Origin of the sequence: Microvirga splendida, assembly GCF_016427565.1 — a bacterium.
GTDB lineage: Bacteria > Pseudomonadota > Alphaproteobacteria > Rhizobiales > Beijerinckiaceae > Microvirga > Microvirga splendida.
On sequence record NZ_JAELXT010000004.1, the window covers coordinates 126,245 to 140,794 of the forward strand.

A 14,550-nucleotide genomic window follows, 5' to 3' on the forward strand; every position below is an offset into this window, starting at 1 on the left:
TCGTCATGATCAGCATCGAGAACCGCTTCAAAGGTTGGCTCAAGGGACAGGGGCCGAAGCCGCCGCTCGGCACCTGGCTCATGGCGGCAGGGCCTGCGACCGCCGAGGCCATGGGCTACAGCGGCTTCGACTTCCTCGTCGTCGACATGGAGCATGTGCCGATCGAAGTGTCGGATCTGGCGAATATCCTGCGCGCCATCGGCTGCACCCCGGCCGATGCGGTGGTGCGGCTTGCCTGGAACGATCAGGTGCTCGTGAAGCGCGTGCTCGATGCAGGCGCCCAGACGATCATGCTGCCCTTCGTGCAGACGGCCGAAGAGGCCCGCCTAGCGGTTGCGTTCGCCAAGTATCCGCCCGTAGGCATACGTGGTGTGGCTGCCGTGCATCGCGGCTCGCGGTTCGGGCGCGCTGTCGATTACCTCAAGCAGGCCAACGATCAGGTGGCGGTGATCGTCCAGCTCGAGACGCCTGAGGCCATCGAGCGGCTGCCGGAGATTGCGGCCGTTCCCGGGGTCGATGCGCTCTTCGTCGGGCCGGGCGATCTCGCGGCCTCCATGGGGCACATCGGCAACATCGCGCACGCGGACGTTCAGGCGCTGATCGAGAAGGCGGCCGGGATGGCACGCGATGCCGGAAAGCCGGTAGGCATCGTCGGCCCCAATCCTGACATGGTGCGCCGCTTCATCGGCTACGGCTACAGCTACGTGGCGATGGGCTCCGACCTCGCCATGATGACGAGCCGCGCCTCCGAGTGGCTCGGCGCTCTCAGGGGCGAGGCCGCTCCGGCACCGGCCGCGCCCGCTGCCGCCTATTGAAGCCTTGAGGAGGTTGTCCTGATCGTCACGCTCAGGAGCGGTTCTCTCAGTCTCGATCTGGCGCCCTCCATCGGAGGCGCCATCGCGGGCTTCCGTCATGACGGCGTGACGCTGATGCGGGAAATACCCGAGCAGGCCTTGCGCGAGGGATTGGTGCGGCAGACCTGCTGCTATCCGCTCATTCCCTATAGCAACCGCATCGCCCATGGGCGCTTCTCGTTCGAGGGCGTCGAGCATCGGCTGGCGCTGAACTTCGGCGATCATCCACATTCCATCCACGGAAATGCCTGGCAGAGGCCGTGGCAGGTGGTGGAAGCGGATGATGCACGCTGCCGCCTTGCGCTGACTCACCGTCCGGACGGAGACGAGGCCAAGGGCTGGCCTTTCGCCTACCGGGCCGAGCAGCTCTTCGCGATGTCACCAGATGGCTTGGTGCTGACATTGTCGCTGGAGAACGAGGATCACCGCGCCATGCCGGCCGGTTTAGGGCTGCATCCGTTCTTTCCCAAGCGCCCTGGCGTTCGCCTGCAATTCGCGGCCGAGCGTGTCTATCCCAACGGCGAGGATTCGCTTCCGCTGGACGGCGTTCCGGTTCCGGATGATTGGAACTACCGAACCATGCGCGAACTGGGCGAGCCGCGTCTCGACAACTGCTTTGCGGGATGGAACGGAACGGCCCGCATCGCCTATGCTCAGGAGAACATCGCGTTGAGGATCGAGGCCGATCCGCTCTTCGGCCATCTTGTCGTGTATGTCCCCGCGGAGCGGGATTTCTTTGCCGTCGAGCCCGTGAGCCACATGAACGATGCCATCAACCGGCCCGAACCATCCCGTCACGGCCTCAAGGTGCTGCAGTCCGGCGAGCGCCTGAGCGCGCAGGTGCGCTTCGGCGTGGAGGTGCTGTCGTGAGCCTGACCATCGCTTTGGATGTTCGCGCCGAACTCGGGGAGTGCCCGATCTGGTCCGTCGAGGAGCAGGCGCTCTACTTCGTCGACATCAAGGGCAGGGCGATGCACCGCTTTGCTCCCGCGACAGGTGAGCATCGGACCTTCACGATGCCGGAGGAGATCGGGTGCATCGGGTTCAGGAAAGGCGGCGGATTCATCGCGGGCTTCCGTTCGGGGCTTTGGCTGCTCGATGCCAATAGTAACCGGGTGCGCAAGCTCGCCGACAATCCGGAGGACCAGCGCACGAGCCGGTTCAACGACGGGCGCGTCGATCCGGCGGGCCGTTATCTCGCGGGCACCATCGACGAGCCCAAGGATGGCGGCAAGGCGCATCTCTATCGCTACGATTCCCGCGGGCTTTCAACTCTTGCCGGCGGGCTTCTGACGTCGAACGGCGTCGCCTTCTCGCCCGATGGGCGTACCCTCTACCACTCCGACACGCCCACCTTCACGGTGTGGCGCTACGCCTATGATCCGGCAACGGGCGAGGCTACCGATAAAACCCTGTTCGTGCGTCTCCAGCCGACAGAGACCGACCGGGGCCGCCCCGATGGGGCTGCCGTGGATGCGCAAGGCTGCTACTGGACCGCCCTGTTCGAAGGCGGGCGCATTCAGCGCTATGCGCCGGACGGCCGCCTGTTGGCTGAGTATCCCGTTCCGGCCCGTTGCCCCACCATGGTCTGCTTCGGCGGCCCCGATCTGAAAACCCTGTACGTGACCTCCGCACGCACGGGTCGGCCCGAGGCCGAGCTGGCGGCTTTTCCGCATTCCGGCAGCCTGTTCACCATGCCGGTCGACGTGCCGGGACTGCCCGAATACACATTCGATCTTTCCGTTTAAGGCTGCATTGCCATGTCGTTCGATTACACCACCGCCCAATATCGTTCCCTCGCGGGCCGATCCGTCGTCATCACCGGAGGCGCGTCCGGGATCGGCGAGGAAATGGTGAAGGCCTTCGTCGCGCAGGGCGCGCGCGTATCCTTCATCGACATCGCGAAGGAGCCGGGCGAGGCCCTGGCGAAGGCGACCGGTGCGGGCTTCCATGCCTGCGATGTCACCGACATTCCGGCTCTCCGCGAGGCACTATCCCGGATTGAGGACGATCACGGCGGCGTGGACGTGCTCGTCAACAATGCCGGCAAGGACGACCGCCACGACATTGCCGAGGTGGAGCCCGATTACTGGCGGCGCGCGCTGGCGCTCAACTTGGATCACCAGTTCTTCGCCACGCAGGCGGTCTCGAAAGGCATGGCGGCGCGGGGCGCAGGATCGGTCATCATGCTCGGCTCCATCTCCTGGATGCGCGGGCGTCCCGGCATGGTGGGCTACACCACGGCAAAAGCGGCGATCAACGGCATGACCCGCACCCTGGCCCGCGAGCTGGGACCCGCCGGGATCCGGGTGAACTGCATCGTGCCGGGCGCGATCCTCACCGAGCGACAGAAGGCGCTGTGGCTGACGCCGGAGCTGAACCAGCAGTTCCTCGACCTCCAGGCCCTGAAGTTCCGGCTCGATGCCGGCCATGTAGCCAGGATGGCGCTCTTCCTGGCCTCCGACGAGAGCGGGGGCTGCACGGGGGCGAATTTCATCGTCGATGCCGGCCTGACCCAGAATTGAGATTGCCATGAAGATCCAGACCACCTCCGACGGCTTCGACCTCGTCCTCGACGGCAGGCCGATCCTGCGCCACCGCAGCGACGCCCCGTGCCTGTTCGTCGGCCAGGGCGATGCGCGCATGGACATGTATCGCGGCAATTTCGACATCGAGGATTACGTCATCGAGCGCACGCCGCTCGCGCATGCGGTCGTGTCCGGCTCCGAGATCGCCTTCTCGACCGTACCAAGTCAGAAGCCGCGCCTGACCCTGCGGGTGTCGGGCGACGAGCGCAACGGTACGGTCGCGTTCCAAGCGAACGATGCCGCCATCAACCGGCTCTGGATGCGCATCGCCGCGGAGGAGGGCGAGCATGTCTGGGGCGGCGGCGAGCAGATGTCGTATTTCGACATGCGCGGCCGGCGCTTTCCTCTCTGGACTTCCGAGCCTGGGGTGGGGCGCGACAAGACCACCGAGATCACCTTCAAGGCCGATGTCACCGGCAAGTCGGGCGGCGATTACTGGAACACCAACTATCCGCAGCCGACCTATCTCTCGTCGCGGCGCTATGCGCTGCACGTGGAGACCACTGCCTATTCGGCCTTCGATTTTCGCCGCGACAGCTTCCACGAGATCGAAATCTGGGCCGTTCCGGAGCGCATCGAGCTGACCGCCCGCCCGACCTTCATCGCGCTCGTCGAGGCCATGGCCGACCGCTTCGGTCGCCAGCCGCCGCTGCCCGAATGGGTCTATGGCGGTGCGATCATCGGGCTCAAAGACGGAGCCAACTCCTTCGAGCGGCTCGAGCGCATCGTTGCTGCTGGCACCAGGGTCTCAGGCCTGTGGTGCGAAGATTGGGTGGGGTTGCGCCACACCTCCTTTGGCGCACGCCTGTTCTGGGACTGGAAGGCCAATGACGATCGCTATCCGGCGCTGCGCCAGCGCATCGCCGAACTGGAGGATCGCGGCATCCGCTTCCTCGGCTATGTAAACCCCTACCTCGCCGTCGACGGCTCTCTCTTCCCGGAGGCGGAGGCTGCGGGCTACTTCGCGACCGACGAGAGCGGCAAAACGGCCCTCGTCGATTTCGGCGAGTTCGATTGCGGCGTCGTCGATTTCACGAACCCGGAGGCCGCCGCATGGTTTTCTGAGCGGGTCATCGGCCAGAACATGATCGATTTCGGGCTCTCGGGATGGATGGCCGATTTCGGCGAGTATCTTCCCATCGACGTAAAGCTCGCCAACGGCATAGACGCGAAGGTCATGCATAATGCCTGGCCGACGCTATGGGCCGAGGTGAACGCCCGCGCCGTCGAGAGCAGGGGAAAGACCGGCGAGATCCTGTTCTTCATGCGCGCCGGGTTCACGGGTGTGCAGAAGCATTGCCCGCTCCTGTGGGCGGGCGATCAGTCGGTGGATTTCACCCGCCACGACGGTCTCGTGACGGTCATCTCCGGCGCGCTCTCGTCAGGGCTTCTCGGCAATGCCTACCATCACTCGGATATCGGGGGTTATACCAGCCTCTTCGGCAATGTGCGCACGACCGAACTCATCATGCGCTGGGCCGAGATGGGGGCCTTCACGCCCGTGATGCGCACCCACGAGGGCAATCGCCCGCGAGACAACCTGCAGATCGACCAGGATCCGCAGGTGCTGGCCCATTTCGCCCGGATGACGCAGGTTTACGTGCATCTGGTTCCCTACCTGAAATCCCTCGTGGCGGAGGCGTCCACGCAGGGCCTGCCGGTGCAGCGGCCGCTTTTCCTCCACTTCGAGGATGATGCTCGCACCTATGCCATCCAGGACGCATATCTCTATGGCGCAGACCTGCTCGTGGCCCCCGTCTCACAGGCCGAAAAGACCGAGTGGAGCACCTACCTGCCGGCTGGAGCGGAGTGGGTCCATGTCTGGACCGCCGAGACTTTTTCGGGCGGCAGGGACGTGACCGTCCCTGCACCCTTCGGCCAGCCGCCGGTGTTCTATCGGGCCGGGTCGCAGTTCGAGGAGCTGTTCGCCGGCCTTAGGACCATCTGAGCGATGTCGGTTGCGGAGCTCATCGGCTTTCTCCTGCTGGCGGGCGCCGCGGCCTACGCGCAGACCCTCACCGGTTTTGCCTTCGGCCTCATCACCATGGGTGGCGTCGGATTGACGGGCCTCCTGTCTCTGCCCGATGCCGCCATGATCGTGAGCGTGCTGACCCTCGTGAACGCCACGCAGATGCTGCTGAAGGGCTGGCGCGATGTGGCGTGGCGGGAGTTCGGCTTCGTCATGGCGGCCAGCATCCCGATGCTCTTCGTCGGCTATTGGCTGCTCGAATGGCTTGCCGGAACCCGGGCCGACCTCCTGCGCCTGATCCTCGGGCTCGTGATCATCGTCTCCAGCCTGCAGCTGGCGCGAAAGCCGGAGCCCCTAGCGAGACAGTCGAGGGATGCGTCGTTCTTGTTCTTCGGCACGATTGCCGGCCTCATGGGCGGGTTGTTTTCCACCGCCGGACCGCCGCTCGTCTATCATTTCTACCGCCAGCCCATCCCCTTGGCGAAGATCCGCGAGACCCTCGTCACCGTCTTCGCGCTCAATGCCGTCTTCCGTATCGGCTTGGTGGTATTTTCGGGCGATCTGCCATCCGCCTCGAACCTCACGGGCCTTCTTGCCATTCCGGCGGTCATGGTCGCGACCTACGCGGCACGGCGTTGGCCGCCCCCCATTTCGGCAACCGTGATGCGCCGCATCGTGTTCGTTCTTCTCTTCCTCTCGGGTGTATCTCTCGGAGCGCCTGCCGTCATCCACCTGTTGATGGCTTCGTGATGACGGCGCAAGTGGAGGCCGTAGATCGAGGGTTGTAACGGCAAAAAGCCCGACAAAGCCGGGCTTCGTTCCCGGCTCGGGCGTTCACGCTATTGGGAGCTCACGAGTGTCTGCGCCAAGCACATTATGAGCGCTTGGCGGATTGAATTCCCGTCTCCAGGGTTCCCATGGCTGCGAACGACACGCTTGGCCGGTGATCGTCAGCGGCTTCGATCTGGGACTCGCACACGATGCAATCCACCCCGCTTCTGACGCCCTGGACCCAATATTGCGGTTCATAGGAGGTGAGGGGCAGCTGCTTCAAGACGACATAGGTGTTCCGGCTTGGCCGCAGGGGGCAGGCCGGAACAACGGATTGGCCGACTTCGAACTTGTAGATCATGGCAGGCTCCGTGAGGCTACCAATCAACCCCTCGTCTCTTGACGGGCTATTTCAATCCTTAAGGTGAGACCGGGATCAAAGTTCCATTCCGGGCCGTCCGTCAGACGGAAATCTTCCAGATCTCCTCGGCATATTCGCGGATCGTGCGATCCGCCGAGAACCAGCCGACCCTGGAGGTGTTCAGCACGCTGGCGCGGCTCCACGCAAAGGGATCCTGCCACAACTCGTCGACCCGGCGCTGGGTTGCCCAGTATGAGTCGAAGTCCGCAGCCACCATGAATGTGTCATCGGACGACAGGGCATGCGCCAGGGAGTCGAACCGACGGGGATCGTCCGGTGAGAAGGTGCCTGCCGTAATCAGGTTGATGGCTCGCTCGAACCGGGGCGACCATCCTGCCCGGTCACGGTGCAGCCCGGCTTTGTGGTAGGCCCCGACCTCTTCGGCGGTCATTCCGAAGATGAAGATGTTGTCGTCTCCGACGCATTCGCGGATCTCGATATTTGCTCCGTCCAGGGTACCGATCGTGAGCGCACCGTTGAGGGCGAGCTTCATGTTGCCGGTGCCGGAGGCCTCCATGCCGGCCGTCGAGATCTGCTCGGACAGGTCTGCGGCAGGGATGATCGCCTCGGCGAGGCTGACATTGTAGTTGGGAAGAAAAACCACCTTCAGGCGGCCCGCGATGGCAGGATCGGAGTTGATGACCCTGGCGACATCGTTGGCCAGCTTGATGATGAGCTTCGCGCGGTGGTAGCTGGCCGCGGCCTTGCCGGCGAAGATCTTGACCCGCGGCACCCAGTTCCGCTCCGGCTCGGACCGCATGGCATCGTAGAGGGCGACCGCCTCCAGGATGTTGAGGAGCTGGCGCTTGTACTCGTGGATGCGCTTGATGTGGACGTCGAACAGGGCGTTCGGGTCGATCTGCACTCCCGTTCGCTCGGCCACGATCCGGGCCAGGTTCACTTTCGCGGCATGGCGCTGGTTCCTGAAGCGCTCTTGGAAGGCGCCGTCATCCGCCAGCCTCTCCAGTCTGATCAACGCACCCGGATCGTCCAGCACTGCCTCGCCCAGTTCCTGGGTCAGGATCTGCGTCAGCTGCGGGTTGGCCTGATGGAGCCAGCGCCGGAAGGTGATGCCGTTCGTCTTGTTGACGATGCGACCCGGGTAGAGGGCGTTCAGATCGCGGAAGACCGTCTGGCGCATCAGGCCGGTGTGGAGAGCCGAGACCCCGTTGACCTTGTGGGCGCCGATGAAAGCCAGGTGGCCCATGCGGACATACCGGCCCTGGTCTTCGTCGATGACGGAGACGGATTTGATGAGCTCCACATCGGCCGACCGGCGGATCAGGGGTTCGAGGTGCAGCCAGTTGATGTGGTAGATGATCTGGAGATGACGCGGGAGAAGCCGCTCCATCAACGACACGGGCCAGCGCTCGAGAGCCTCCGGCATGAGGGTGTGGTTCGTGTAGTTCAGCGTCCTGGTCGTGATGGCCCAGGCTTCGTCCCAAGACAGATGGCGCTCGTCGACCAGGAGGCGCATCAGCTCCGCCACGGCGAGGGCCGGGTGGGTGTCGTTGAGCTGGATCGCCGCATGCTCCGGCAGGGCCTGGAGATCCCCATGCAGCCGGGTGTGCCGGGCCAGCAGGTCCTGCAGGGAGGCCGAGGTGAAGAAGAATTCCTGGCGCAGGCGCAGCTCCCGGCCCGCCTCCGTCTCGTCACCGGGATAAAGCACCCGGGAGATCGCTTCGGCCCGGGTCCGGTCGGCGAGAGCGCCCACATGGTCGCCTGAATTGAAGGCATCGAGCCGCAGCGGCTCGGCGGCCCGTGCGGACCAGAGCCTCAGGGTGTTTACGTGGCGCCCGCGCCAGCCGACCACGGGGGTGTCGAAAGCAACGGCCTGAACCGTCTCGGCGGGCTTCCAGACGGAGCGTGCCGGCCCGTCCGATGCGGCCAGTTCCTCCACGAAGCCGCCGAACGGCACCTGATAGACCAGATCCGAGCGTTCGAACTCCCACGGGTTTCCCCGGACGAGCCAGTCCTCCGGAAGCTCCTGCTGCCATCCATCGCTCAGGCCCTGGCGGAACAGTCCGTGCTCGTAGCGGATCCCGTAACCGTAGGCCGGAACCTCGAGGCTGGCCATGCTCTCCATAAAGCAGGCCGCGAGCCGGCCGAGGCCGCCGTTGCCGAGGGCGGCATCCGGCTCCATCGTCCGGATACGGTCAAGGTCGACGCCGAGCCCGGCGAGGGCGTCCCTCGCGCAGTCGGTCAGGCGAAGATTGTTCAGGGTGTCCGACAGGAGCCGCCCGATCAGGAACTCGAGCGAGAAATAGCAGACATGCTTGTGGACCGACTGGTTCAACCCTTTGGACACCATCCACCGGTCCATGGCCCGGTCGCGCACGGCCAAGGCCGTGGCGGTGAACCAGTCGTGGTCGGTCGCATGGGCCGGATTGGTGCCGACGTCATAGGTCAGCTTCGCCAGGATCGCCTGCTGGAATGCGTCCGTTTCGCTGGTCGCCGTCGGCTGTGCAGTCTCACTGGCCGCGTATGAGGACTGAGCCTCGTCACGCTGAGCGGAGGAGGGCAAAAGGCTTTGATCGAAACTCTCCACAGGCAACCCCTAATCTTCAATTATCAAGCAAGAAGCATTCTCGCCTGTATTTTGTCGGCATCCTTTTGCCAGACCGATAGCAACTTCAGAATGATACTCAACAATAGTTATCAAATCACGCAGTGAGCGTGACGCCGCGCCGCAGTTCAGACAGGGTTTCCCTTGGTGCCAAGCTTGTTCTACGGGCGTCGGGACTGCTGCACAGCTTATTTGCCGGCGTCGGGAACTGCCTCAGGTCCGGATGGTTTAACCTTCACCATTCGCTCAAGGTCAGGTCATGGCCGACGTCCCAGACATCACGCGAGAAACACAGGATCGGGCGTTCCCGCTGGAGAGCCGTCCCGAGACGCCGGACGCTTCCGTGGAGAAAGCCAGGAGATCGCCCCGGACGGGTTCCCGCAAGAGAGAATCATCCGCATCGCGTCAGCAGCGCCTGGTCGTCGTTTCAAACCGGGTGCCCCTGCCCAACGATGGCGCGGGCAAGGCAGGCGGACTGACCGTCGCGCTCGAAGGGGCGCTGAAGCAGAGCGGCGGCCTTTGGTTCGGCTGGTCGGGCGAGACGGTCGAGGAGCCCTCCGACCAAGCCAAGGTTTCGCAGTCCGGCAACATCACCTTCGCGGTTCTGGATCTCTCCCAGCAGGATTATGACGAGTATTATGCGGGCTTCGCCAACCGTGCGTTATGGCCGGTCTGCCACTATAGGCTGGATCTCGTGCAGATCGAGCGGCAGGAGCTTGAAGGGTACTTCCGCGTCAACCGAGCCTTTGCAGCCTCTCTCGCGCCGCTGCTGCGGCCGGATGATGTCATCTGGGTTCATGATTATCACTTCATTCCCCTGGCGGCTGAGCTGCGCCGCCTTGGATTCAGGAACCGGATCGGCTTCTTCCTGCACATTCCGTGGCCGCCCTCCGACGTGGCCAGCGCCCTGCCGGCCTACCAGCAGCTTCTCCAGGGCTTCGGCGCCTATGATCTGGTCGGCTTCCACACACCCCAGGATGCGGAGAACTTTCAGCGCTGCCTGGTCCGCGAGAACATCGGCTCTCCTATTGGCGCCGGAGAGCACCAGATCGACGGTCATAAGGTTCGGATCGGCGCCTTCCCGGTCGGGATTGATACCGAGGGCTTCGCCCGTGCGGCTGCCAATGCGGAGCAGAATTCGCTCGTGCGCCGGACCACGGCGAGCATGGGAAACCGCGACCTGATCATCGGGGTGGATCGGCTCGACTACTCGAAGGGATTGAAGCAACGGATCGAGGCCTTCTCGTGCTTCATCCGATCGAACCCGGACTTTCGCAACCGGGTTACTTATCTCCAGATCACCCCGAAGTCGCGCTCGGACGTTCCCGAGTACCAGCAGATGCAACGCGAGATTGCGGAGCAGGCGGGCTGGACCAACGGAAGCCTCGGCGAGGTGGATTGGACCCCCGTCCGATACGTGAACAGAACGATCGGGCACGCGGCCCTTGCGGGATTGTACCGCATGTCCCGGATCGGCCTCGTGACACCTTTGCGGGACGGCATGAACCTCGTTGCAAAGGAGTTCGTCGCGGCTCAGCAGCCCGATGACCCCGGCGTCCTGATCCTGTCGCGCTTTGCAGGCGCGGCGCACGAACTCAACGGCGCCATTCTCGTCAATCCCTATGACACGGAAGCCTGCGCTGCAGCGATCGCACGGGCTCTCCAGATGCCGCGTGAGGAAAGACGGGAGCGGTGGGAATCCATGATGGGTCAGCTGAGGGTCAACACGGTCGATGCGTGGTGCCAGCGCTTCCTCTCGAGCCTGAGCGGCGCCCCGGATCACGGCCCGGCAGCGCCTGTCCCGGCGGGTGCGGAAAGCAACTGAGTTCCTAGGGGCGATACTGCGCCAGCTGAGGGCTGGCCTCGTCTTTGCCGCCGTGCTGCGCCGGGCGAGACAGGGTCGCTGAGCGTACCGAGGTGATGTGGATGCCGGCAGGAACTAAAGGCAAGGGGGGCTGTTTCCGACAGGGAGGCTCTGCCGGTCAAGGCTCGATTGTTTCGGTGCCGGCGGTGAGCTCGCCCCAGGTAGATCCGATCGAACAGCGACAGGGCCGAACCGTGTCACCAGCAGACAGTCTCCTTGCAAGCTCACAAACGGTGCGGACGAAAGGCGCGAGCTGGAAGGCTCCGCGCATTTACTACGTGCATCCGCTGCTGGCCGGGTCCTTGGACAACTGGGATGACATCTTCGATCATGCCGCCGCGTTAGGCTTCGATACTGTCCTGATGGCCCCGCCGTTCGAGCCGGGGCACGGCGGCAGCATCCTGTTGCCTCATGACATGACCCGGCTGCACCCGGTCCTCGCACATGCCGATGCGACCGAAGGTCTTGCCCGGCTTGCGGAAAAAGCCAGCGCACGCAAGCTCGCCCTGATGCTCGACGTCGTGATCGACCGGGTGGCCGCCGACAGCATCTTCGCCCGCGAGCTCGGTCTCGCCGCCTCGAATCCGGATACCCTCGATCCGCGGCAGGATCCCACGGAGAGGGAAGCGGTCCTTGTTCCGTTCGACGGCGATGCGGACGATCATCCGCATCTGAGAATGCTGGCTGAGCGCCTGCGGGCCTTCGCCGCCGCAGGGATCAGGGGCTTTCGTTGCCTGCACTGGGACAGGGTGCCGCCATCCGCCTTGAGGCGCTTCATCGCGGACGCCAGAGGCGATGTACCTGGGGTGCGCTTCCTCGCCTGGACCCCTGGCGCGAGTTTCCAGGCAAGGCAGACGCTCGGCAGTGCCGGCTTCGACGGGACGTTTTCCTCGCTGTGCTGGTGGGACCTGAAGGACAGCTGGATCGCGGACGAGCATGAGCAGCTGAGAGGCATCGGCTACGAAATCGCATTTCCGGAGGTTCCCTTCGAGAAGCGCATTACCCATGAGGTGGAGCCTCTCAATGTGCTGGAGCGGCGCGCAACCCGCGCGTTGAGGCTTGCCGCTTCCGTAGGCGACGGCCTTCTCGTTCCCATGGGCTTCGAGTTCGGCTGCCGGGACAGGCTCGACCCGACCCGCGGCGATGGGATGGGGCTGAGAGGGCTGCGTGAGCGGGGCAGCTTCGACCTCACGGGAGAGATCCGCGCCGCGAATCAGCTGCTTGCCCGCAACGACGGCGGCTTTGCGCGTAAGCCCTTGCATCTCGTCGTGGGGCGCGCGTCCCCCGTGACCGCCCTGCTGAGGATTGATCAGGAGGATGTGCGGCAGAGCAAGGCTGCCCGCCTGATCGTCGCGAATGCCGATCTCCGGCGGACCGCACAGGCCACGGGTGCGTTCCTGGTCTCAGAGACAGGCGCCCAGTTCATGCCCTTTCGCGAAGTGGGCGAGGGCGGGCTCGAACTCACGCCCACGAGCGTGGTCAGACTTCAGCCAGGCGAGGTGAGAGTATTGGAAGGACATCCCCCGAGGCCGGTGACAGGCGCAGTCTCCGTGCCGGCTGTCGAGCAGGCGGTCGCGGCACCGCGGCTCGTCATCGAGAATGTCACGCCTGCGGTGGATGGCGGCGAGTTCCCGGTCAAGCGGATCGTCGGCGAAGTGGTCAGGGTGGAAGCCGACATCTTCGGCGACGGCCATGACCCCCTGTCGGCCGCACTGGCCTGGAGGGCCGTCGACGAGGCGGAATGGCGCGAAACCCGCATGACGATGCTGGTCAATGACCGCTGGAGCGCGGAGCTCCCGCTGGAGCGGCTGGGCCGGCATGAATTCGCCGTTCTGGCCTGGCGTGATCCCTTCGCGATCTTCCGGTCAGAGCTGGAGAAGAAATACGCAGCCGGCCTCGACGTGACCCTGGAACTGGAGGAGGGGCGCCTTCTGGTCGAAGAGGCGAGGTCCGAGGCTCAAGGCGACATCGCCGAGCGCGTCCGCACTCTGGCCGACAGGCTCGTCGATGCGGATTACGACACCCGTCTCGAGATCCTGCTGGCGCCGGAGACATCGGAGATCATGACGGCAGCGGACCGGCGGCCGTTCATGGTGCGCTCCCGGACGATTCCTGTCGATGCGGAGCGAACGGCGGCTGGGTTTGCGAGCTGGTACGAGCTGTTCCCGCGCTCGATGAGCGACGATCCCAACCGCCACGGCACGTTCGACGACGTGATCCGCAAGCTGCCCTACATCCGCGATATGGGCTTCGACGTGCTCTACCTGACGCCGATCCATCCGATCGGCCGAACGCACAGGAAGGGACGGAACAACAGCCTGACGGCGGGGCCCGACGATCCGGGAAGTCCCTATGCCATCGGCTCCGAAGCTGGCGGCCATGATGCCATTCATCCCGAGCTCGGCACCTTCGAGGACCTGCGCCGCCTCGTCGCTGCCGCAGCCGATCACGGCCTGGAGCTGGCGATGGACATCGCGGTTCAGGCCTCGCCGGACCACCCATGGCTGAAGGAGCACCCGGACTGGTTCGACTGGCGACCGGACGGGACGATCAAGTATGCCGAGAATCCTCCCAAGAAGTACGAGGATATCGTCAATGTCGACTTTTACGCCAAGGGCGCGATGCCGTCCCTGTGGCTGGAGCTGCGCGACACCATCCTGCTCTGGGTCGAGCAGGGTGTAAAACTCTTCCGCATCGACAATCCGCATACGAAGCCGTTTCCCTTCTGGGAGTGGCTGATCGGGGAGGTGCGTCGCGATCACCCGGACGTGGCCTTCCTGTCGGAGGCCTTCACCCGGCCTAAGATCATGTATCGGCTCGCCAAGATCGGCTTCTCGCAATCCTACACCTACTTCACATGGCGGAATGAGAAGTGGGAGATGGCGGAGTACCTGACCGAGCTCTCGCAGACGGCGCCGAAGGATTTCTTCCGCCCGCATTTCTTCGTGAACACCCCGGACATCAATCCGGACTTTCTGCAGAACGCGCCTCGCTCCTCATATCTCATCCGCGCTGCGCTGGCGACGACGCTCTCCGGGCTTTGGGGAATGTACAGCGGCTTCGAGCTCTGCGAAGGGCGGCCGGACGTCAAGAAGAAGGAATACGCGGACAGCGAGAAGTACGAGATCCGCGCGTGGGACTGGGATCGGCCCGGCAACATCATCCGGGAGATCTCGATCCTGAACCGGATCCGGCACGACAACCCGGCCCTGCATTCCCATCTCAACGTGTCGTTCCTCGACGCCTGGAACAACAAGATCCTCTTCTACGAGAAGGCGACCCCTGGGCGTGAGAACGTTCTGCTCATAGCGGTCAGCCTCGACCCGCACAACGTGCAGGAAGCCGACGTGGAACTGCCGCTCTGGAAGTTCGGCCTCCCGGACCACGGCTCCTTGGATGTTGAAGATCTCGTGCGTCACCACCGCTTCACCTGGTCGGGCAAGTACCAGCGCATCCGCTGCGATCCGGGCGAACTTCCCTTCTCGATCTGGCGTATTGCCCCTAAGGACTGACAAGA

At 64.3% G+C, this 14,550-nt stretch carries 10 protein-coding genes; 8 read left to right on the top strand and 2 right to left on the bottom strand.

Going from position 1 to position 14,550, the window contains the following annotated elements:
• Nucleotides 1–5 precede the first annotated feature (5 nt).
• From JAO75_RS06250 to JAO75_RS06275, 6 genes are read left to right on the top strand one after another with little or no spacing between them, the layout of a single operon-like run.
• Nucleotides 6–815: an HpcH/HpaI aldolase family protein gene (locus JAO75_RS06250; protein WP_199047581.1), complete on the top strand. Its 810-nt coding sequence runs from the start codon at nucleotides 6–8 to the stop codon at nucleotides 813–815.
• A 21-nt stretch (nucleotides 816–836) separates the two neighbouring features.
• Entirely contained in the window at nucleotides 837–1,724 is an 888-nt protein-coding gene (locus JAO75_RS06255) for an aldose 1-epimerase (protein ID WP_343234566.1), read from the top strand.
• On the top strand, nucleotides 1,721–2,602 hold the full coding sequence (locus JAO75_RS06260; RefSeq protein WP_199047583.1) for an SMP-30/gluconolactonase/LRE family protein: 882 nt from the start codon (nucleotides 1,721–1,723) through the stop codon (nucleotides 2,600–2,602). Before JAO75_RS06255 ends, JAO75_RS06260 begins: the two co-directional genes overlap by 4 nt.
• A 12-nt stretch (nucleotides 2,603–2,614) precedes the next feature.
• Nucleotides 2,615–3,379 (top strand): SDR family NAD(P)-dependent oxidoreductase, encoded by a 765-nt coding sequence (locus tag JAO75_RS06265; RefSeq protein WP_199047585.1) that lies wholly within the window; start codon nucleotides 2,615–2,617, stop codon nucleotides 3,377–3,379.
• Nucleotides 3,380–3,386: 7 nt separating this feature from the next.
• Nucleotides 3,387–5,390, top strand: a complete 2,004-nt coding sequence (locus JAO75_RS06270) for an alpha-glucosidase (RefSeq protein WP_199047587.1) — start codon at nucleotides 3,387–3,389, stop codon at nucleotides 5,388–5,390.
• 3 nt (nucleotides 5,391–5,393) lie between these two features.
• Complete coding sequence (locus JAO75_RS06275; RefSeq protein ID WP_199047589.1) at nucleotides 5,394–6,161, top strand: sulfite exporter TauE/SafE family protein; 768 nt, start codon at nucleotides 5,394–5,396, stop codon at nucleotides 6,159–6,161.
• Between the two features lie 124 nt (nucleotides 6,162–6,285).
• On the opposite strand, the gene JAO75_RS06280 is transcribed toward JAO75_RS06275, so the two are convergent.
• The gene (locus JAO75_RS06280; protein WP_199047591.1) at nucleotides 6,286–6,543 is read right to left on the bottom strand and encodes a hypothetical protein; all 258 of its coding nucleotides are present in this window, start codon (nucleotides 6,541–6,543) and stop codon (nucleotides 6,286–6,288) included.
• Between the two features lie 100 nt (nucleotides 6,544–6,643).
• The gene (locus JAO75_RS06285; protein ID WP_199047593.1) at nucleotides 6,644–9,127 is read right to left on the bottom strand and encodes a glycogen/starch/alpha-glucan phosphorylase; all 2,484 of its coding nucleotides are present in this window, start codon (nucleotides 9,125–9,127) and stop codon (nucleotides 6,644–6,646) included.
• A gap of 301 nt (nucleotides 9,128–9,428) precedes the next feature.
• On the opposite strand from JAO75_RS06285, the gene otsA reads away from it, so the two are divergent.
• Nucleotides 9,429–10,994 carry an alpha,alpha-trehalose-phosphate synthase (UDP-forming) gene (gene otsA / locus JAO75_RS06290; RefSeq protein WP_199047595.1) on the top strand — a complete coding sequence of 522 codons (1,566 nt, stop codon included), beginning with the start codon at nucleotides 9,429–9,431 and terminating at the stop codon, nucleotides 10,992–10,994.
• A gap of 272 nt (nucleotides 10,995–11,266) precedes the next feature.
• Nucleotides 11,267–14,545, top strand: coding sequence for a maltotransferase domain-containing protein (locus JAO75_RS06295; RefSeq protein ID WP_343234564.1), 3,279 nt, complete (start codon nucleotides 11,267–11,269; stop codon nucleotides 14,543–14,545).
• Nucleotides 14,546–14,550 lie beyond the last annotated feature (5 nt).

Excerpts from the sequence above, each read along its gene's own strand:
- JAO75_RS06250 (WP_199047581.1), top strand. The coding sequence starts at position 6 with ATGATCAGCATCGAGAACCGCTTCAAAGGTTGGCTCAAGGGACAGGGG.
- JAO75_RS06265 (WP_199047585.1), top strand. The coding sequence starts at position 2,615 with ATGTCGTTCGATTACACCACCGCCCAATATCGTTCCCTCGCGGGCCGA.
- JAO75_RS06270 (WP_199047587.1), top strand. The coding sequence starts at position 3,387 with ATGAAGATCCAGACCACCTCCGACGGCTTCGACCTCGTCCTCGACGGC.
- JAO75_RS06275 (WP_199047589.1), top strand. The coding sequence starts at position 5,394 with ATGTCGGTTGCGGAGCTCATCGGCTTTCTCCTGCTGGCGGGCGCCGCG.
- JAO75_RS06280 (WP_199047591.1), bottom strand. The coding sequence starts at position 6,543 with ATGATCTACAAGTTCGAAGTCGGCCAATCCGTTGTTCCGGCCTGCCCC.
- otsA (WP_199047595.1), top strand. The coding sequence starts at position 9,429 with ATGGCCGACGTCCCAGACATCACGCGAGAAACACAGGATCGGGCGTTC.